Source organism: Simplicispira sp. GW247-4R2A, assembly GCF_059424465.1.
Genome location: NZ_JBWKZM010000015.1, coordinates 1 through 20927, shown reverse-complemented (window position 1 = coordinate 20927; position 20927 = coordinate 1). Strand labels below are relative to the sequence as shown.

Genomic DNA, 20927 nt, shown 5'->3' with positions numbered 1-20927 from the left:
GCGGAAAGCTGCGCGTAGGCGGGGCACAGGCACCATCGCGCTCACTTCTGAATGCAGCTCTTTCGCTGGTGTATGGCACCGTTGATCGTGCAGAGAACAACAAGTTGGGAACCCTTTGATGAAAACCTTGAGTGCCCTGGTGCTAGGCCTATTTGCGGTTATGCCAGCAGGCGCACAAACCTTGGCAGATGCTTTGGAGAGAGCGTGGGCGCACCATCCCGTTGCCATGTCTGCGGTGCCGCGTGCGCAAGCTGCCGACGCTCTGGTTGAGGCGGCAGCAAGCCTGACGCCTCGGCCCTTGTCGGCTTCCTTGACGACGCTCAATGACAAATTGGGCGCTGACGGTGGCAGGCAGGAGTGGGAGCTTGAGATTGCCGCCCCGCTGTGGCTGCCTCGCCAACAGAACGCACAAAAGGCTCTTAGCGCAAGCACCCGCGAAGACGTGCGTGCCAGTCAGCGCGCCCTGCGTCTGCAACTGGCAGGAGAACTCCGGGAAGCCTGGTGGGCCGTCGCCACTGCACGCAATGCCGAAGAGCTTGCACAGCGCCGTGCGCGTACCGCCGCGAGCCTCGAAGGCGACGTGATTCGCCGCACCAAGGCGGGCGAGTTGGCGCGCGTGGACGCCAATCTGGCAAGCAGTGAACGACTGGACGCCCAGGCAGCACTTGCGACGGCGCATTCTGAACGCCTGCAGGCAGAGGCGGCGTTTCGCGCACTCAGCGCAATGGATGCCCCTGAAACGCTCATACCCGAACGCGCGGTCCTGCCGGGCCACGCAGCGCCCGCAGTCCATCCGCAGATTGCTGCTGATCTGGCCGCCGCCCAGCTTGCACGCGACCGGGTAGCCCTCGCTGACGCATCGCAGCGTGAAGCACCCGAACTGGCACTGCGTGTGGTGAGAGATCGCGGTACCCGTGGGGAGCCTTATTCCAACGCCCTGGGCCTCAAGCTCACACTGCCGTTCTCGTTGGGACCGCGTGCGCGCCAAGAAAGCGCGGCAGCACGAGCAGAACTGGCACAGGCCGAAGGACAGGTTGATCTACAGGAACGCAGGCTGCTGCAAGAAACTGGCAAAGCGAGGCGCGAGCTTGCGGCAGGCCAGCAGCAACTTCAGCTTGCCCGTGAGCGCTTGAAGCTTGCCACCGACACCCTTGGTCTGGCCGAGAAAAGTTTTTCGCTTGGCGAGTCCGACCTTCCCGCCCTGCTGCGGGCGCGAGCGGCTGCGCAAGACGCAGAGGTCGCTCTCAAGCGTGACGAAATCTCGCTTTACGCCTGGCAGTCCCGTTTGAATCAATCCCTGGGAGTTCTTCCTTGAAATTTCTGCGCATTCTCTATTTCGCTATGGCTCTGGTAGCAATGCCCATCGCGAGTTTTGCCCACGGTGGCGAAGATCACGGCGATGCACCCGTGCCTGTGCCGACAGTCGCGTCAGCACCGCGCGCAGAGGCCCAGACAGGTGATTTCGAGCTGGTGATCGAGCAGCAAGGGCCGTCTTTGCTGCTCTTCCTGGACAGCTTTGCGAGCAACGAGCCAGTGATCGGCGCTCAGGTGGAGGTGCAAAGCGGCGACCTGCAAGCCACTGCTGCCGAGGTAGTCCCTGGAGCCTACCGTGTGACAGGCGGTGTATGGGCGCTACCGGGCACGCATGCGCTGACCATTTCGGTGCAGGCCGCCGATACGGCGGATCTGCTTAGTGCGACGCTGGATATTCCTGCGGATGTGGTAGCGACCTCCGCTGCAAAGGCTGGCACGACCTTGCCTGCCGGCCGCTCCAGCTGGATTGTGGGTGCTGTGCTGGTCTTCGCCTTCCTCGTTTTTGCTTGGCTGCGTCGACGCAGAACCGCTCCCTCCTGAACAAGGCGCTCTTTGATGAAACCCCTAAAAATAGTCCTCGCGGCTAGCAGCGCGCTGCTCGTCCTCACCAACCAAGCGCTCGCACACGGCGACGAAGAACACAGTTCGAGTCCACCCGCTATAGCGGCTCCCGCAGCAAACCTGGCGCGCGGCAATGAGGCCCTGGTACCACCAAGTAGCGCCACACCACAGCGGCTGGCCGATGGCAGCCTGTTTGTGCCCAAAGCTGTGCAGCGTCAGCTGGGTCTGCGCACGCAGCTCGCTGAGTTGCGGGACGTGCCGGCTTCGCTTGAACTTGCAGGCAAAGTCGTTGCCAACGCAAATGCCGGTGGGTTGGTGCAAGCGGGGCAAGCTGGGCGCGTGGAAGCTGCGGGGCCGACTTTGCCGGTTCTTGGGCAGGTCGTGCGCAAGGAAGAAGTGCTTGCACGGTTGCAGCCGGTGATTAACAGTCTGGAGCGCGGTGCTAGCCAGTCACAGATTGCTGAAATCGACGCCCAACTCGCCATTTCCGAACGTAAAGTGGTGCGCTACGCGGAACTCGAAGGAGCTGTACCTCAGTCGGTGATCGATGCAGCTGGCCTGGAGCGTGACGCGCTGCGCAGGCGTCGCAGCGCACTGCACAGCGGTTTGAGTGGCGCGGAAGCCCTTCGTGCCCCGATCTCGGGTGTCATTAGCGCCTCAAACGTGGTCGCAGGGCAGGTGGTCGACGCGAAAGAAGTTCTGTTCGAGGTAGTTGACCCGTCGCGTCTGGCTGTGGAAGCATTGGCGTACGATCCGGCCCTCACCGCTGGTATCGCCGCCAAAGCAAGCGCCGCCGTACCCGGGGGCGTCCTGGATCTCAACTATGTAGGCACCGGGCGACAACTGCGCGAGCAGGCGTTGGTGCTTTTGTTTAGCGTGCGTCCGGGCAGCGCGGCCGTCGCAGTGGGGCAGCCTGTAACGGTGCATGCCAGCACGACCCGCAGTGTTCATGGCGCGGCGCTTGCGCGCACTGCGGTCATCAAAATTACCTCGGGCGAGACCGCTGTCTGGGTGCATACCGAGGCGGAGCGGTTCGTACAACGCAAAGTGACAGTGCAGCCCCTGAGCGCCACCGAACTGGTAGTGACGCAAGGGGTGAACCAAGGCGACCGGGTGGTAACGGACGGAGCAGGGCTGCTGGCCCAGGTGCGCTGAGATGTTCGCCTATTTGATTCGCACCAGCCTCAGGCAGCGCCTGATCGTCCTGGGTATCTCGCTGCTGCTGGTCGTCTATGGCGTGCTCACGGTGCGCCAGATGCCGGTGGATGTTTTCCCCGACCTTAACAAGCCGACGGTGACGCTGATGACCGAAGCCGGGGGCATGGCCCCTGAAGAGGTCGAGCAACTCGTCACCGTCCCCATTGAATCGGGCATGAACGGCATGCCTGGAGTTACACGCGTGCGCTCGGTCTCCGGCATCGGCTTGTCCATCGTCTATGTAGAGTTCGAATGGGGGTCGGACATCTACCGCAACCGCCAGCAAATCAGCGAACGCCTGAACTTGGTGCGAGAGCAATTGCCCCAGGGCGTCGTGCCCCAAATGGGGCCAATTTCTTCCATCATGGGGGAAATCCTGTTGATCGCTTTGCCGGCCGACCCCGCTAAGGTCAGCGCCATGCAGGTGCGCGAGTACGCCGATTGGGTCATGCGCCCCCGACTGCTGACGATCCCCGGCATTGCCCAAGTCACGCCCATCGGTGGCGAGGTACGCCAGTACCGCGTCGAGATCCGTCCTGCACAACTGCAGGCTCTAGGCGTCGAGCGTGAAAAACTCGAAGGCGCGCTGCGCGATTTTGGTGCCAACACCAGTGGGGGGTTTCTCGAATCCCAGGGACGTGAATACCTGATTCGCCAGATTGGACGAACCAGCCGCTTGCAGGATCTCCAAAACGTCGTGGTGAGCGTGAAGAACGGGCAACCCATTCTGCTCAGTCAGGTGGCCGACGTGAAGATCGCTCCAGCGCTCAAACGCGGCGACGGCGGGTACAACGGCAAGCCCGCCGTTATTTTGTCGGTGCAAAAACAACCCAGCGCCGACAGCGTGACGCTGACCCGCGAGGTTGAACGTGCTATGGAGGAGCTGAAAAAAGGCTTGCCCGCCGGCATCGAAGCGCCCCAGTTCCTCTTCAAGCAGGCGGACTTTATTGAGCACTCGGTGCGCAACGTGCAAGAGGCCCTGCGTGACGGTGCCATTCTTGTGGCGGTGGTGTTGTTCTTGTTCTTGCTGAACGTACGCACCACGCTGATTTCGCTCACCGCCATCCCGGTCTCGCTGTTGGTCACGGCCCTGGTGTTTCACTACTTCGGTCTGTCCATCAACACCATGACACTGGGGGGCCTGGCGATTGCGATTGGCGAGCTGGTGGACGACGCTGTCGTGGGGGTGGAAAACGTCTTGCGGCGGCTCAAACTCAACAGTGCCCTGGCGGTCCCGCGCCCAGTGGCCGAGGTTATCGCCAGCGCAACGCTGGAAGTGCGCTCCGCCATCGTGTACGCCACTGTCATCATCGTGCTGGTGTTTGTGCCGCTTTTTGTGTTGCCGGGCATTGAGGGGCGGCTCTTCTCCCCATTGGGGGTGGCCTACATCGTGTCCATTCTGGCCAGCATGGTCGTGTCCGTCACGCTGACACCGGTGATGGCGTATTACCTGCTGCCGCGTATGAAGCAGATGGGCCATGGCGACAGTTGGCTGGTGGCGCATCTCAAGCGTTGGGACGCAAAATTGCTGCACTGGTCCTTCGGCCATGCCGGTGCCATGTTGCTGGCGGCGGTTCTGGCGGTGGTGATGGCCGCGGCCACCATTCCATTTTTCCCACGCTCCTTTTTGCCCGATTTCAACGAGGGTACGCTGACCGTGAACGTTGTGCTCAACCCTGGCACATCGCTGGCCGAATCCAATCGCATTGGCGTGCTTGCGGAGCAGATTGTGGCCGGCGTGCCAGAAGTGACGCAGGTCGGGAGGCGCACCGGGCGCGCCGAGCTCGATGAGCACGCCGAGGGGGTGCACTACACCGAGATGGATGTGGACCTGAAGGCCTCCGAGCGCAGCCGCACCGCGATCATCCAGGACATACGCACCCGACTGGGCGTGTTGCCCGCTGCGAGCAACGTGGGTCAGCCGATATCGCACCGGCTTGACCACCTGCTTTCGGGTGTGCGAGCGCAGATTGCGCTCAAGGTGTATGGCGACGACCTGGACACCTTGCGCGCGCTGGCCGCCGATCTGCGCACCCGCCTGGCCCGGGTCCCCGGGTTGACCGATCTTCAGATCGAAAAACAGGTGCTGATTCCACAGATCAAGATACACGTGGACTACGACAAGCTGGGACGCTATGGCGTCGCCCCGGGCACGCTGCTCCGATCCCTGGAGCAGATGGTCGAAGGCGAGCGCGTCACGCAGATTGTGGAGGGGAATCGGCGCTTTGATCTCGTGGTGCGCCTGCCCGAGAAAGACCGCGGTCTGCATGCGCTGCAGAGCCTGATGATTGAAACCCCCACCGGCGCCGTGCCGCTATCCAACATGGCGACGATTGAGGACGGCGACGGGCCCAACCAAGTCAGCCGCGAAAACTCACGCCGTCGCATCGTGCTATCGGCCAACACCGATGGCAGCGACATGGCCAAGGTGGTGGCGGATATCCGCTCGGAACTTGCCGCCAAAGCGCTTCCAGAAGGCTATTCGATCTCGCTGGAAGGGCAGTTCCAGGCGCAGGAACAGGCCTCTCGCCTTATCGCGATGCTGGCAATGCTGTCGCTCACCATGATCTTCCTGGTGCTCTACAGCCGCTACCGCTCGACCGCGCTGACCCTCATCATCATGGGGAACATTCCCCTCGCGCTGGTGGGAAGTGTCATCGCGCTGTGGATATCAGGCCAGCCCCTGTCGGTGGCGGCTTTGGTCGGCTTCATCACCCTAACCGGCATCGCCACCCGTAACGGAATTCTGAAAATCAGCCACTACATCAACCTGTGCGCATTTGAGGGCGAGAGCTTTGGTCGAAAACTCATCGTGCGGGGCTCGTTGGAGCGGCTCACGCCGGTGTTGATGACCGCCTTGGTCGCCGCTTTTGCGCTCGTGCCTTTGCTGGTGTCGGCCGACGCGCCGGGCAAAGAAATTCTGCACCCCGTCGCCGTGGTCATTTTTGGTGGCCTGGTCAGTTCGACCTTGCTCGATACCTTTCTTACCCCGCTGATGTTCTGGCGTTGGGGCAAAAAGCCTTTGATGCGGCTGCTGGCTGCCAAGGTCGGTGAAGAACAGCCAGAAACCTTCTGATTTAACCCACCGCCCGGTGCCAACGGGCCCCGGGAATCTGAACGAAAGAACGAAATCATGAAAAAAGTCTTTTCCATCTCGGCCTTGGTGCTTGGCGGCTTGTTGGCTGCTGGCAGCGCGCTGGCGCACGACGATGCCTACCTCGATACGCAAAAGGCGCCGCATGGGGGCCAGCTGCGCATGGCGGGTGTGTACCACTTTGAGTTGGTCGTGGACCGCACGAGTCCAGGAGCGAAAGAGAAACCCGTGTCTGTGTATTTGACGGACCATGCAGGACAGAAGATTCCCGCAGCCGGCGCTACCGGCAGCGCAACCTTGCTGTCTGGAAAAACGCGCACCACCGTCACTCTCACGCCCGATGGTGACAACCTCCTCAAGGGCCTGGGTAAGTACGCGTCTACGCCGGATCTCAAAGCCATCGTGTCAATCACGCCTGCTGGCAAGACCGCTGCACAGGCTCGCTTCACACCGCTGAGCGGGGCTGGCGAGATGCACAGCGGCGGCGCTAAGTGAGTTGCGGTGGGTCGGCACAAAGCGGGAAAGCGCCCGCAGTGCGCCGATCCATCCAGCGCGGTTTCTTCCGCCGCATGTCGCAACGAAGTCGCGGACCCAGATTACAGAGATGTAATGTTTTGGTCATGCCCGCATAGGGGCGGCAAGAAGATCATGGTCACTTGTTCTGCTACTTCAGACGGAGACCTGATCTTTTATGCTTTTTCCTCCTCTTCCCGCTTCAAAGTCGGCTCTTTCTTCTCGTCGCCGCTTCGTGCAGGGGCTCGCCGCAGGCGGCGTTCTCGCCAGTGCTTCCCCATGGTTGCAAGCGGCCCAGTTGCTCGGTCAAAGGCGTGCCTCGCCCGGCACCCCCGAGTTGAGAGGCACGGAGTTTTCTTTGGAGATCGCTGAACTGCCCGTGAATTTCACGGGCAAGGCGAGAGTGGCAACCGCAATCAATGGCTCCATTCCAGCACCCACGTTGCGCTGGCGTGAAGGCGATACGGTCACGATACGCGTCACCAATCGTTTGCGAGAAGCCACCTCCATCCACTGGCACGGCATGATCTTGCCATTCCAAATGGACGGCGTGCCAGGTATCAGTTTTGCTGGCATCTTGCCCGGCGAGACCTTCACCTACCGCTTCAAGGTCGAACAAAGCGGGACCTTTTGGTACCACTCGCACTCGGGCATGCAGGAGCAGACCGGACTGTACGGTGCCATCGTGATCGAACCACAGGACGGCGAATCCATCCGTGCCGACCGCGATCACGTGGTGCAACTGTCGGATTGGACAGACGAGGATCCGATGAGCGTTTTCGCCAAGCTCAAGACGCAGGGCGATTACTACAACTTCAACCAGCCGACTGCGCCTGACTTTTTACGCGATGTGTCGCGTGATGGCGCCAAGGCCGCATTGGCCAAGCGCAAGATGTGGAACGAGATGCGCATGAGCCCGACCGACCTGTCGGACTTGTCTGCCGTCACGCTCACCTATCTGATGAATGGCACAACGCCCGCAGGGAACTGGAATGGTGCGTTCCTTCCTGGTGAAAGAGTAAGGCTGCGTTTCATTAACGGTGCGGCCAATACGTTTTACGACGTGCGCATTCCGGGCTTGAAGTTGACAGTTGTGCAGTCAGACGGAGTGAATGTGGATCCTGTGACGGTCGACGAGTTTCGCTTTGGTCCCGGCGAGACGTACGACGTCATCGTGCAACCCAAGGACGATGCATACACCGTGTTTGCGCAATCCATGGAACGCACAGGCTATGCACGTGGCACGCTGTCAGTGCGAACCGGGCTGGAGGCCCCCGTGCCACACGTAGATCCCGTGGTCGCTCTCTCAATGACCGACATGATGGGCTCCATGGGTGGAATGCCCGGAATGGACCACGGTGCGACCAGCGGGATGGCGGGCATGGGCCATGCTGGTATGGATGGTATGGATGGTATGGATGGTATGGCTGGTATGGCTGGTATGGCTGGTATGGCTGGTATGGCGGGAATGTCCGGCATGGATCACGGCAGCATGAAAGGCATGGACCACAGCGCTATGTCGGGCATGGGCATGAGCAAAGGGTCTGTGCCGCCCAGTCAAACGGTTCGGCATGCCCGCACTGAATATGGTGCCAGCACCGACATGCGCGTGGATATGCCGCGTACCAACCTCGACGATCCAGGGGTCGGGTTGCGCAACAACGGTCGCCGCGTGCTCACGTTGGCAGATCTGCACACCGTAGGGGGCCAGCTTGACCCCCGTGGTGCCGAGCGCGAAATCGAGCTGCACTTGACAGGCAACATGGAACGCTACACCTGGTCGCTCGACGGGCTGGAATTCGGCCAGTCAACGCCCGTCCATATGGGCTACGGCGAGCGCGTGCGGGTCATCTTGCACAACGACACGATGATGACTCACCCCATGCACTTGCACGGCATGTGGAGTGAGTTGGAGCAGCCCGATGGCCGCTTCCAGGTCCGTCGCCACACGATCCCCGTGCAACCGGCGCAGCGCATCAGTTTCCTGGTCACGGCCGACGCGGTCGGCCGCTGGGCGTGGCATTGCCATCTGGCCTTCCACATGGACGCGGGTATGTTCCGCGAGGTGGTGGTGTCGTGAGAAAGATAGCTATTCTAGAGATTCAATCAATGAAAACACTGCGAAACCGCTCGCTTGTGACAACGGCATTTCTGTTTGCCAGTTCCTTGTCCATGGCGGCATCCGACCCACCGCCAGTGCCGGCGCCGCTGGTCCATTCCATGAGCCCAACGAGCGCGGAAAGGGCAGAGAGCCCCGTGATGGATCACAGCGGGATGCAGATGCAAGGAGGTTCCGCACCGTCCGACGCGCGTGACCCGCACGCCTATTCGGGTGGGTTCACCCTGCAGTCCGGCCCCTATGCGCTCCAAGGTGTTCCAAGGCTTCGTTTGGCAGACGAAACACCATTTGGCTCGATCCTGTTTGACAACTTTGAAGCGGTACGCAGCGGTGGAAGCAACTCGGGCGCGTACGACGTCCTTGCGCGCTTCGGTCGGGACTACGACAAATTGGTCCTCAAGGCTGAAGGTGAGGTTGCCAGCGGGAAACTGCAGGACGCCCGTACCGAGGCGCTGTGGAGCCATGCCGTCTCAACGTTCTGGGACACCCAATTGGGGGTGCGCCATGACAGCGGCACCGGCCCAAATCGAACCTGGTTGGCTTTCGGTGTGCAAGGGCTCGCCCCCTATTGGTTTGACGTCGATGCCGCAGCCTATGTTGGCTCGGGTGGTCGGACGGCGCTGCGTCTCGGCGCCGAATACGAGCTTCTTGTCACGCAGCGGTTAGTTGTGCAACCACGTATCGAGGCCAACCTCTACGGAAAGAGTGATGCCGATCGCGGGATTGGCAAAGGCCTCTCCAACCTCAGCACTGGCGTTCGCGTTCGTTATGAATTCTCCCGCCAGTTTGCACCCTACGTCGGTATCGAATGGACCAATCACTTTGGTCAGACTGCAGATCTGATGCGCGCGGCAGGCGAGCCGACTCGAAACACTCGCTACGTTGCTGGCGTTCGATTCTGGTTCTGATATCCGCTGTGCAAATCACATGGCGCCTCCACCAACAACCTACGTTTCTATCCTTTTGTCACCTTTTAAAAGTAATTCCCATGAACAAGCTGAACACGATGCTCTCATTTCTGGCCTTCGCCGCGTTGCCGGCGTTGGCAATGGCAACTGGCGACCACGCCACTCATAGCACTGAAGGCAATCACAGCGCACCGAACGCGGTTTTAGCATCTGCGTCGGGGCACGACATGGCTGGAATGCACGGCATGCACAACGAAGTGCACGAATCGCTGGCTGGTATGGCGGGGGACCCTGCCAACGTCAGCCGCACTATTGCTGTCGAAATGAATGACTCGATGCGTTTCACGCCAGGCGACGTCAGTGTCAAGGCTGGTGAGACCGTGCGCTTCTTCATTGTCAACAAGGGCAAGGTGCCGCACGAAATGGTGATTGGCACGGCCGAAGAGATTGATGAGCACGCCGAAATGATGCAGAAGATGCCAGGCAGGGCGCACAAGGAGGCGAATCAGATCACTCTGTCCCCTGGCCAACGCGGCGGCATCGTCTGGCAATTTGCAAAGGCAGGAACGGTGACCTACGCATGCTTGGTGCCGGGCCATAGGGAAGCCGGCATGGTGGGGACGATCGAGGTGAATTGAGGGTCTCTTTGAAGGCTTCCTCAGGTTGCACCACCCAATAGCGCTTCGATGATCGGACACGGATGAACCTCACCAGTCGCCATGCAATTGGCCAGCAAGTCGTCCAACGCGCGCTGCATGCGCGAAAGGTCGACCAGCTTGGCGCGAATCTGTTCCAGCCGCGCCGACGTCACAGCGCGTACGCCTCCGCGATTGCGTCCGTCAGCGAGGTTCAGCAGCGTCGCAATCTCGTCCAGCGAAAACCCCAATCCCTGCGCCCGCTTGATGAATCCGATGCGGGCGACCAAGTCGGGTGCGTAGTACCGGATTCCACCAGTCGACGGAGGGACTGGCAGCAGCCCCCTGCCTTGGTAATACCGGATGGTCTCGACTCCGACGCCAGCAGCCCGAGCCAGACGGCCAATGGTCATCGTCAGCGTGGCTCCGTCGGTTGTTTGTCGATTTCTCATGCTCAAAATGCATTGCCTTGGCCCGTACCCCACCCCAGCGGGAGTTGGATCAGGAAGATCCAGATAAGAATGCATTTTCTCTCGAACTTCGGCATCACTGCTGTGTACGCAGAGAGTGCCGACCCAGGGCGGACGCGCCCGACTGAAGCTGCGTGCGACCACAGCCAGCTTGCCCGCAAATGGGTGTCCGACGCCAATCTGAACGTTGCCTTCCCAGGGCATCGTGCGACAGTCATCGCCGGTAGCGGGGCTGGCCGTACCCCCGCGGAACACCGGTTGGCCGGCATTGCTGGCACCCAGTCCGGGTGTGCCACTGCGCACCCGCTTCGCACGACTGGCGCTATAGCCACTTGGGGCGCCCGGCGCGGGGCCTTTTGCCCTGCAATCCGCGGCGCCCTCCAAATCCGACTTGACTCTGTACCCAGGTACAGAGCTCAAACTCGGACGCCAACGCTCCAAACGGTGCTGGGCACCGCACACAGAGCGATCCCCGCTAGCAGTCACTGTCTTTTTTTCACCAGGAGTTCACCATGACTTTCACCCGTACTTTGGTTTCTATCGTTGTCCTCAGCAGCGCCGCCCTCGCCGCATCGACCTGGGCCGCTGCCGACGACCAGCACGACAGCCATCACCTCGCACCGGCCACTGCCACCCAGGTCGCTCAGGCACAAATGGGCAGTCCTAGCATGGGAATGAGTGCCGGCGCCACCGGTTCTGGCTATGCCGAACAGATGACGGCCATGCAGCAGATGCACGACAAGATGGTGGCCGCCAAGACGCCCGAAGAGCGCAATGCCTTGATGGTCGAGCAAATGGCGCTTATGCAGAACGGCATGAACATGATGGGCGGCATGGGCGGCATGGGCGGCATGGGCGGCATGGGCGGCATGGGCGGCATGGGCGGCATGGGCGGCATGGGTCGCGGCATGGGTCCAGGCACCGCGCCGGGCAAACAGGGCAGCATGGCCGCGCGCCAGGGCATGCTGGAGCAGCGCATGAACATGATGCAGTCCATGATGCAGATGATGATGGACCGCTTGCCGTCGGCCCCGGCTGCGAAGTGAGGGGCCAGCCATGCAACCCTCACACAACACTCCGGCGCTGCCGGCGCCAGTCGCTTACGGCTTTCATTGCGCAATCGGCGACAAGGACTTTGCGGCAGCCGTCGCCCGCGTCACGCAAGCGCTGAAGGCCGAGGGTTTTGGCGTCCTGACCGAGATCGATGTGCAAGCAACGATGAAAGCCAAGCTTGGCGTCGAGGGCCGGCCGTACCGCATCCTCGGCGCCTGCAACCCGCCGCTGGCGCATCGTGCGCTGGAGGCCGAACCTGACATCGGCCTGCTGCTGCCGTGCAATGTCGTCGTTCGCGAAGAGGCCGACGGCACCCTGAGCGTCGGCTTCATGGACCCGGTGGCGGTGCTGCAAATGACCAGCAACCCCGAGGTAGCCAAAGTCGCCCATGAGGTGCACGAGCGACTGCAACGCGTCAAGGCCCGATTGACTGTCCCTGTACCAACCGGTAACTGAGGCTCAAGGAGATGCATATGTACTACGACGGGGGCTACTTCATGGGTGGCATGCATTGGATCTGGTGGCTTTTCTGGCTCGCGCTGATCGGAGTCATCGTGTTCTACGGGTGGGGGCGGCCAGACGACCGGCGCCGCGGCCCGCGCGACTCGCCACACGAGTTGCTGAAGCGGCGGCTGGCCAACGGCGACATCTCGGCGCAAGAGTATGAGCAACGCAAGGCGCTGCTCGATCGCGACACCGACCCAAAGGCCTGAGCACAGCGCCGAATAGACCTTGACATTAACATGATGTCAAGGCTTACCTTCAACTCCAGGATCAGCACCAACAGCGCCGACCCACGATGAAAGGACCAAGACCATGAACACCGCTCACCACGATCACCCAACTACCGCACAGGGTTCGTCCGACATGAACCCATCCGATCGCTCTCAGAGCGGGTATCGAGAGGCGCAGCGTGAAGGTATCGCACTGGGCGGGCCTTTGAAGACTGCGCTGCTGATGGTCGCTCTGGTCGGTGGCTTCTATCTGCTGCGCGAGCACTGGAACCATGTAGCCGGGAACTGGATTTACCTGCTGCTGCTGGCTTGCCCGTTGATGCATCTGTTTCATGGGCACGGCGGTCACGGTGGTCACGCCTCGCCGCCCAGCGATCTCACGAATAAGAAGGAATAACGCCATGAACACGCTCGCAAGCCACGCACACGAGGGGCACACGCACCATAGCCTGCCGTCGCCATTAGACCCAGCAAGTCTGAAGGACCCAGTGTGCGGCATGCCGGTGACAGAGCAGTCCGAGCATCGCTTCGAGCATGAAGGGCGTCCGTATTACTTCTGCAGTGCGAAGTGCCAAGGCAAGTTTTCGGCCGACCCGTCGCAGTATCTCGCCACGGCTGCGCCGTTGGACACCGCCCCAGTACTCGCCGGCACGATCTACACCTGCCCGATGCACCCGGAGATCCGCCAGGACCATCCCGGCAACTGTCCCATATGCGGGATGACACTTGAGCCGGTGCTACCGCTACTGGACGATGACGAGAACCCGGAACTGGTCGACTTCACGCGCCGCCTCTGGTGGACGCTGCCGTTTTCTGTGGTGGTGATGATTCTGGCCATGGCAGGCCACACCCTGCACTGGTTCGAGCCGCGAACCCAGACCTGGATTGAATTTGCGCTGGCACTGCCGGTTGCGCTGTGGGCTGGCTGGCCGTTCTATGTGCGCGGCGTGCGGTCGGTGATCAATCGCAGCCCCAACATGTGGACGCTGATCGGGCTGGGCACCAGTGTGGCCTTCGTCTACAGCGTGGTGGCAACCCTGGCGCCGCAGATATTTCCACCCGCATTCGTCGTCGATGGCAGCGTTGCCGTGTACTTCGAGGCCACTGCCGTCATCATTTCGCTGACCTTGTTCGGCCAGATCCTGGAGCTGAAGGCACGTTCGCAGACCTCGGCAGCCATCAAGTCGCTGCTGGGCCTGGCGCCCAAGACGGCACGGCGCATCGCCGCCGACGGAACGGAGGAAGACGTGCCGCTCGCCAATGTCCATGTTGGCGACCAATTGCGCGTGCGCCCGGGCGAGAAAGTGCCGGTGGACGGCATCGTGGTGGAAGGCACAAGCGCGCTGGACGAGTCGATGTTGACCGGGGAGCCGCTGCCGGTGACCAAGCGCGTGGGCGACAAATTGATAGGCGCCACCATGAACACCAGCGGCGCCCTGGTGATGCGCTCTGAACATGTGGGCTCGGCCACGGTGCTGTCGCAGATTGTGCAGATGGTGGCGCAGGCGCAGCGCTCGCGCGCACCGATGCAGCGCATGGCCGACGTCGTGGCGGGCTACTTCGTCGTCACCGTCGTCACCATCGCGCTATTGACCTTTTTTGCCTGGGGTCTGTTCGGGCCTGCGCAGGGTTGGGTCTTTGGTCTCATCAATGCGGTGGCGGTGCTGATCATCGCCTGCCCCTGCGCGCTGGGCCTGGCCACGCCGATGTCGATCATGGTCGCCACCGGCAAGGGGGCGACCAATGGCGTGCTGTTCCGCGACGCTGCGGCGATCGAGAACCTGCGCAAGGTCGACACCCTGATCGTCGACAAGACCGGCACGCTCACCGAAGGCCGGCCCGCCTTCGAAAAGGCGGTGGCCGCTGAAGGTTTCAAGAATGCGGACGTGCTGCGCCTGGCCGCCAGTCTGGACCAAGGCAGCGAACACCCACTGGCTGCGGCCATTGTGGCGGCGGCGCGTGCGCAGGGGCTGACCCTGGCCAAGCCCGAACAGTTCGACTCCGAGTCGGGCATTGGCGTGCGCGGCCGTGTCGAAGGCAAAACGCTGGCGTTGGGAAATACCGCGCTGATGGAACAGCTTGGCGTGAAGGTGGACGCACTCAAGACCCAGGCGGAAGCGCTGCGCGCCCAGGGTGCGAGCGTGATGCATCTGGCGGTCGATGGACAGTTGGCCGGGCTGCTGGCCGTCTCCGACCCGATCAAGGCGACAACGCCCGATGCCCTGGCCGCCCTGCGCAAGTCGGGCCTGCGCATCGTGATGGCCACCGGCGATGGGTTGACCACCGCGCAGGCCGTTGGCAAGCGGCTTGGCATTGACGAGGTGCACGGCGAGGTCAAGCCTGCCGACAAGCTGGCCCTGGTCGAGAAACTGCAAAGGGAAGGGCGGGTCGTCGCCATGGCTGGCGACGGTATCAACGACGCTCCCGCACTGGCCCGCGCCGACGTCGGCATTGCCATGGGCACCGGCACCGACGTGGCGATGAACAGTGCCCAGCTCACGCTGGTCAAGGGCGACCTGCGCGGCATCGCGGTGGCGCGGGCCCTGTCGGATGCAACGGTGGCCAACATGAAGCAGAACCTGACGTTTGCCTTTGTCTACAACGCCCTGGGCGTGCCCCTGGCGGCGGGGGTATTGTTCCCATTGACGGGCTGGCTGCTCTCACCGCTGATCGCTGCGCTGGCCATGAGCCTGAGTTCTGCCTCGGTCATCAGCAATGCACTGCGACTGCGCGGGGCAAAGCTCGACAAGGGCTAGGCAGACAACTTGTTTCCAACCGAAACCCGCCCAGGAGCCCCTCATGCCCACCAATACGCCCTGATTAACCGTTCGACTCCTATTGCGTTTCTGGCGCACGGTAAGTACTGGGTCAACAACCGGGAGCCTCTAAAAACCCCCATCTCCCGCCCGGGAACACTCCAACCAACGCGACAATCTCCCGATGAGCAAACCGCAAGCGCGCAGCGCCATTAAGTTCGACCTCTTCGCCGATGCTGCGCGCAAGCACAAGATCGAAACTTTGGGCGACCCACTGCAGGTCATTGCCCGGCACATTGACTTTGCTCACCTGACACAGGTTGTCGATCAACTGCTGCCCAGAGGTGACACCATCCGGGGCGGGCGCCCGGCGGACCCCACAACGGTCATGGTGCGCATTCTGATCCTGAAGTGCCAAAACCAGGGCACGGGTGGAGCCTCCCTTTGTCCAGATACGCCACATGGGCGGCAAGTTCATACGCACCATCGGTCAGGCCCGCGCCACGGTATCCATGACGATAATGGCTGCGTGCTACAACCTCAAGCGCTTAGCCAAGTACCTCGACGACGGGGTGGATACGTTCTACAAGAACAAGCCATCAAAGACCGAGGCGCGCCTAAAGGGGGGCAATGCGTGAGAAGTAGGGCGGAAGACACGCCCAAAGGGCATGCTTAAAAAACGAGCAGAAATTGAAATTAAACCGTGCCTGAGCAAAAGCTGGGCTGAAAGCAGCGGTTTTTAGAGGTCCCCAGTTGTGTAGCTGGGACGGGCCCGCAGGAATATGTTGGGTCTCGTCTCGATTTTCTTTGCGAAAAGCAGTAAAACGTGCTTAGAATGAAGCCCGTTTGTCGGGAAGGGGTGTATGGAGATTGGGAACCGACCAATCTCCAATACCATCAGTTTAAATTTTGAATTCTAAAAAGTAGAGCGCAAGCCTGCGCAAAACGCAGGCCTTGAGGCCTTCAAATTCAAAAGATGCTCAAAATCGAGCAACATTCGAAACGGCGCGCCACACATCCCGTGGTATAGGCGCCCAAACACCACAGCCCAAGCACACAGAAGCGGCCAGGACATAAGTCACCCCGTCAGCGCTCTTCGGCGCGCCGCCTCTGGACCGGAACATATGAGCGATGTCCGGTCAGTGCCCAAGCACCGCAAATCCTGCCCGTGGTGTCAGGAAAATCAAACTCCAAACCAGAACTTGCCGATCAGGGTCGCGCGCCGCGCGCGGCCCTTGCCAACAGGCTGAGCCTCCTCAGCACTCCAGAGCGTCGGTGACGACGCGAGACGACGCATATGCCCGTGCCCTTTCGGCGCGCGGCATTTCTTAGACATGTCAGGCCCTCAAAAGCCCCAGAGCTCTATATCTACCGGTGTCCGCTCAATAGACACCTCTGCGTCAACGACTGTTGGAACGAGGTCCACTATGACCCAATCCGCTCGCTCTGAACGTCCTTTCATGACTCTTCGCGAGGCATGGGAGTTTCTCAACATGTCGCGCTCCACGTTCTACCGCAGGCAAGAGGGTGAGCCCCTGCTGCAGCCGACACACGACTTCGGTCCGCGCAGCCCGCGCCTGGAGCGATCTCGCGTGCTGCAATACGTGGAAAAGTGCAAACGCCAAGGCCTGTAATCTGGTCCTGGCACCTTCAATCCCTGACCTCACGGGGTCAGGGATCTTTTTTGAGATGGCAAAAAAGAATGACGCACATCGGGGAATGAGAAAAATATCTTTATCGACAATCACTTGAGAAACTATTTCCCGGAAATTAAAATATGACAGCGTTCAATATTGGAGTATTGGGATTGTGTGAGACAAGATCCCCGCAGCCTTGCTGAGGTAAATGTTTTGATATTCAAGTGGGCTTATACTGGCCGCGAGACACGAATGGAAGGTTTGTCATTGACGATCTTCCATTCGGGTTTCAACTCCCCAATTGGGGAAGCCTGTAGAGCCTTTATGGCAAAGTCTGACGCCCTGCGTCAGGTTGGATCTGTAGCCCCAACTGGTGGGGAGCAGTGGTTATCTCCCCTGGCCCGCTCGCAATAGCGTGCAGGCCAGGGTTCATTGAGTGCAGCATCGCGCTGCAAACAGCGTGCGGCAATTGCTTGCTGCACACGTGACAGTAGTTCTTTTGGCCTGGCCAAGCCGGTTGCGGCTGCGCTAGCGCATCTCTCCACCCCCGCCAGGGGGCGCGTCAATCACCTGTGGTCTTCGGCCGTCCTATGCCTGAAGCCCCAGCGTGTCCTTGTTCCTCTCCATATTGTTTTAGATATCTGTTGATCGATTCGTGAGCGACTCCCACCACCCCGTCCCGGGGTGCGTCAAGAAAACCTACTGGCCCCCATGCGATGGGGGTATCTCAAATCCGGCGCAGGCCGGGCTCCCGTTTGACGGAATGCCCGATCAGCCCCCACCCATGGGGTGCTGCGCCGATGGCTCTGGCGCCATGAACTCCCAGTCCCTGCAGGGATGGGCCTATGTGTCGCAAGAGCAATGCAAGGAAGAGCAGGAGGCGGTGACCGGCGGGTCATGTCGTTCCTGCTCCTGAAACAGCATCTTCCTGCCCAACCGCTGCGTGCCGCGCGCGGCCCCACACCTAAACCATTGAAGTGGGCAGGAAGGTCTCATTTGAAGTTTTGACAACTAGCGCGCCCCCGGTCGCTGGCGGATTTTTTACTACCCAACCGGGGGGCTATCTGCATTCGATCTGGCGCGGGCCAGAGGGATGGTCGCGTCTGTCAACTATGCAAGGAGTTCCAAATGTCCAAAACCCCAACATCGGCGCAAGTGATTGCCAGGGCCGCCCAGAAGCAGCGGGGATCGCGCTCAACCAGGGCGAACCTGAACCGCGAGGGCCAAGCCTTAAACCAGTGGCTGAGTGCCCAGGGCCACCCTGACGTGCGGCCGCGCCATCTGACGCTGCTCCAGGTAAAGGCGTATCTCCTGTGGCGAGCAACTCCGGTGGCGGCATCGGAGGGGCAACGCGAACGCCCTGGCTGCTCGGTGGCCGCACAGGCCAATCTGTTGTCCAAGATCCGATCCTTGATTCGCAATGATCATGGCGATCCCGATGCCGCTGGAATCACCCGCAAGCAGTTGGGAATTGCACCGCGCAGCCGTATCGGCAAGAAGCTGCCAATCGAACAAAATCATTTCGAGCAGGTGGTGGCCGAGGCCCGCAGCAAGGGCCAGGAGGGATTGGCGCTGACCCTGGAGCTCGAACGCTACCTGGGGTTTCGGGGGCTGGAGGCGCTCAGCAGCACCAGTGCCTTGCTGGAGTTTGCCTGCGATGCTGTGCGATTGCTGGGGCAATCGAACTCCACTGCAGCCGGGGGACCGGGGCTGCGCGACCTGTGCATGGCGGTGGTCGATGGCACCAAGGGCGGACGCATCCGCGATACTTTTGTGCTCCAGCGCCATGCGCTAACGACTTTGCATGTGATCCAGCAGGCGCTGGACTATGCCGCCACCCATGACGGGTTCCTGGTTGTGGGCAAGAAAAATGATTTGGCGTCCGCGCGTCGCCACTATCACAGCCAGTGCCGCAAGCTGGGTCTGGTGGGACAGTTTTCGCCCCATTCGCTGCGCTACCGCTATGCAGTCGATTTGCTGCAGGAGCTCATGGAGCGAGGGTGGAGCCGGCAAGACTCTCTGGCGCGTGTGTCCCTGGCCCTGGGGCATGGGTCTTCGCGTCAGCGGTATGTCCGTTCGGTGTACTGCAACAGCGTGGTTGATCAGTTGCCGCCGCCGGAGAAGCGGACCAGGACGATGCAGCGCCAGGCTGCGGAACTCAGGGAGCTGATGGCTCTGTGGCGTACGAAGAGGGAGGCCACGGCAGACGCATTGGAACCCCTTGATGATCTGCCAGATGCCGCTGCCGAATTGGTGGCTTGAATTGCGACGCCAATCCAGGTATCAAAGCGCAGTCGCTTGCAGTGCCTGCGCATACACCCCTGCAAGTGCATTGCGGGTGCTTGGTCGGGTCTTTTGCTTGCCTCTATCCCCCCGAGCAGTGCCGCCCCCAATCGGCCATCAGCACCCGCCTGCGCTCGAGCAAGGTCCCCCGCGCATACGCAGCCTCGGCTTTGTCCTGGAGCTGGTGCGCCATGGCGTGCTCGATCACCTCACGCGGGTGGCTGGTCGATTCACCCGCCCAGTCGCGAAAGCTGCTGCGAAACCCGTGGACCGTCAGATCCGCATACCCCATGCGCTTGAGCAAGGCCATGCACGCTGCATTGGACAGTGGCTGCTCCAGCAGACTGTTCTTGTTGGGTGGTTTTGGAAACACATAGCCCACCGGCTCCACCACCGCGCGCACCTTGTGCAGCACCGACAGAGCATGCTGGGACAGTGGAATCAGGTGCTCCTTCTTGGCCTTCATCCGATTGGCTGGTACGGTCCACACCGCACGCTCCAGGTCAATCTCTTCCCAGCGCGCCTTGAGGCCTTCCTCGGTGCGGCAATTGGTCAGAATGATCCATTCGGTGAGCAGTGCTGCCATTCCCGGCTTTTGGCGCAGTTCCGCCATGAACGCAGCAATCTCTCGCCACGGCAGGGCCGCATGGTGCTTGACCACCATGGTCTTCTTGGGTGCGCTGAGCAGGTTCTCCAGATGCCCTCGCCAAGCTGCCGGGTTGTCTCCCGTGCGGTAGCCCTGCACCTTGCACCAGTCGAGCACCCGCTCCAGGCGCCCACGCAAGCGGCTGGCCGTTTCGGTTCTGTCGACCCAGATGGGTTCAAGCACCCGCATGACATGGTGCGTCTGGATCTCGGATACCGCCAGCGCACCGAGCACCGGGGAGGCATAGGTGGCGAGCGTGTTGGTCCATTGTTCGGCATGCTTGGCGTTCTTCCAGCCCGCACGGTGGCTGGCGATGTAGCGCGCAGCCGCCGCGTCGAACGCCAGCACGTCGGCCCGGCTCTGGCGCTGCTGCGCTTGGGCGGCGTGTTTGATGTCCAGGGGGTCCTTGCCATCGGCCAACAGGCGCCTTTGCGCCAGGGCGCGTTCGCGCGCGTCGGCCAGACCGAAGGTGACCAGACTGCCAAGACCCATCTCGCGTTCGCGCCCGGCAAAGCGGTAGCGAAAGATCCAGCTCTTGGCACCGCTGGGCTTGACGCAGAGGTACAGACCTGCCCCGTCGGCGTGGTAACCGGGCTGTTTGAGGCGCTGCACTTTTAGTGCGGTGAGTCGATTGATGCCTAGACCCATGGTGGAGCAACGTCAATAGATAGTTGCCTTAGCTTTCATCTGCGGGGGACTGGCAATATTGTCCCACGATCCGTCCCCCGCAGGCAGTCGAAATTGACTGGAATTTTTTGAAATGACGTGGGACGGATGGAATCCTAAATATCTGTTTTTAAACAACTATTTAGAAACGAACTGGGATGTTGTGGGACGTTGAGTTAGGCGGACTCCGTTTCCGCCAAGATAGGGTTTCTTATAACCCAACAAGGCCCCTCAGAAGCCCCGCAAATCTAGTGTTTACGGGGCTTTTTTGTTTTTTAGCGTCCCCAAGGGAAGGCATTGCCAGCTTGCACCGGCTGGGGGTATCTTTGGGGGCATGGGGG

At 61.1% G+C, this 20927-nt stretch carries 17 protein-coding genes and 1 pseudogene; 16 read left to right on the top strand and 2 right to left on the bottom strand.

Annotated features, from left to right (window positions below; genetic code table 11):
* The first annotated feature begins 226 nt into the window (after positions 1-226).
* The 8 genes from AC07ZH_RS11360 (at position 227) to AC07ZH_RS11325 (ending at position 10344) form a co-directional block, all read left to right on the top strand.
* Positions 227-1315: a TolC family protein gene (locus tag AC07ZH_RS11360; protein ID WP_495199821.1), complete on the top strand. Its 1089-nt coding sequence runs from the start codon at positions 227-229 to the stop codon at positions 1313-1315.
* On the top strand, positions 1312-1854 hold the full coding sequence (locus tag AC07ZH_RS11355; protein WP_495199820.1) for a hypothetical protein: 543 nt from the start codon (positions 1312-1314) through the stop codon (positions 1852-1854). Before AC07ZH_RS11360 ends, AC07ZH_RS11355 begins: the two co-directional genes overlap by 4 nt.
* 15 nt (positions 1855-1869) lie before the next feature.
* A complete protein-coding gene (locus AC07ZH_RS11350; RefSeq protein ID WP_495199819.1) occupies positions 1870-3030 on the top strand; it encodes an efflux RND transporter periplasmic adaptor subunit in 1161 nt (386 codons plus the stop codon).
* Between the two features lies 1 nt (position 3031).
* Positions 3032-6148, top strand: a complete 3117-nt coding sequence (locus tag AC07ZH_RS11345) for an efflux RND transporter permease subunit (protein WP_495199818.1) — start codon at positions 3032-3034, stop codon at positions 6146-6148.
* Between the two features lie 57 nt (positions 6149-6205).
* Complete coding sequence (locus AC07ZH_RS11340; RefSeq protein ID WP_495199817.1) at positions 6206-6661, top strand: hypothetical protein; 456 nt, start codon at positions 6206-6208, stop codon at positions 6659-6661.
* Positions 6662-6857: 196 nt separating this feature from the next.
* Positions 6858-8759 carry a copper resistance system multicopper oxidase gene (locus tag AC07ZH_RS11335; RefSeq protein ID WP_495199816.1) on the top strand — a complete coding sequence of 634 codons (1902 nt, stop codon included), beginning with the start codon at positions 6858-6860 and terminating at the stop codon, positions 8757-8759.
* A 29-nt stretch (positions 8760-8788) separates the two neighbouring features.
* On the top strand, positions 8789-9706 hold the full coding sequence (locus tag AC07ZH_RS11330) for a copper resistance protein B (protein WP_495199815.1): 918 nt from the start codon (positions 8789-8791) through the stop codon (positions 9704-9706).
* An 80-nt stretch (positions 9707-9786) separates the two neighbouring features.
* Positions 9787-10344 (top strand): cupredoxin family protein, encoded by a 558-nt coding sequence (locus tag AC07ZH_RS11325; protein WP_495199814.1) that lies wholly within the window; start codon positions 9787-9789, stop codon positions 10342-10344.
* 20 nt (positions 10345-10364) lie between these two features.
* Here AC07ZH_RS11325 and AC07ZH_RS11320 read toward each other — a convergent pair whose 3' ends face one another.
* Positions 10365-10793, bottom strand: a complete 429-nt coding sequence (locus AC07ZH_RS11320) for a MerR family transcriptional regulator (protein ID WP_495199813.1) — start codon at positions 10791-10793, stop codon at positions 10365-10367.
* 530 nt (positions 10794-11323) lie between these two features.
* On the opposite strand from AC07ZH_RS11320, the gene AC07ZH_RS11315 reads away from it, so the two are divergent.
* The 8 genes and pseudogenes from AC07ZH_RS11315 (at position 11324) to AC07ZH_RS11280 (ending at position 19253) form a co-directional block, all read left to right on the top strand.
* Positions 11324-11857: a hypothetical protein gene (locus AC07ZH_RS11315; RefSeq protein WP_495199812.1), complete on the top strand. Its 534-nt coding sequence runs from the start codon at positions 11324-11326 to the stop codon at positions 11855-11857.
* Between the two features lie 10 nt (positions 11858-11867).
* Positions 11868-12320, top strand: a complete 453-nt coding sequence (locus AC07ZH_RS11310) for a DUF302 domain-containing protein (protein ID WP_495199811.1) — start codon at positions 11868-11870, stop codon at positions 12318-12320.
* A gap of 17 nt (positions 12321-12337) precedes the next feature.
* Positions 12338-12577, top strand: a complete 240-nt coding sequence (locus tag AC07ZH_RS11305; RefSeq protein ID WP_495199810.1) for an SHOCT domain-containing protein — start codon at positions 12338-12340, stop codon at positions 12575-12577.
* A 154-nt stretch (positions 12578-12731) separates the two neighbouring features.
* Positions 12732-12995, top strand: a complete 264-nt coding sequence (locus AC07ZH_RS11300) for a DUF2933 domain-containing protein (protein WP_495199896.1) — start codon at positions 12732-12734, stop codon at positions 12993-12995.
* Positions 12996-12999: 4 nt separating this feature from the next.
* Positions 13000-15354 (top strand): heavy metal translocating P-type ATPase, encoded by a 2355-nt coding sequence (locus AC07ZH_RS11295; RefSeq protein WP_495199809.1) that lies wholly within the window; start codon positions 13000-13002, stop codon positions 15352-15354.
* Positions 15355-15538: 184 nt separating this feature from the next.
* Positions 15539-15992, top strand: a pseudogene (locus tag AC07ZH_RS11290) (transposase).
* Between the two features lie 822 nt (positions 15993-16814).
* The gene (locus AC07ZH_RS11285; RefSeq protein ID WP_377806886.1) at positions 16815-16988 is read left to right on the top strand and encodes a hypothetical protein; all 174 of its coding nucleotides are present in this window, start codon (positions 16815-16817) and stop codon (positions 16986-16988) included.
* A gap of 1131 nt (positions 16989-18119) precedes the next feature.
* A complete protein-coding gene (locus AC07ZH_RS11280; RefSeq protein ID WP_495199808.1) occupies positions 18120-19253 on the top strand; it encodes an integrase domain-containing protein in 1134 nt (377 codons plus the stop codon).
* A 103-nt stretch (positions 19254-19356) separates the two neighbouring features.
* On the opposite strand, the gene AC07ZH_RS11275 is transcribed toward AC07ZH_RS11280, so the two are convergent.
* Positions 19357-20568, bottom strand: a complete 1212-nt coding sequence (locus AC07ZH_RS11275; protein ID WP_495199807.1) for a tyrosine-type recombinase/integrase — start codon at positions 20566-20568, stop codon at positions 19357-19359.
* Between the last annotated feature and the right edge of the window lie 359 nt (positions 20569-20927).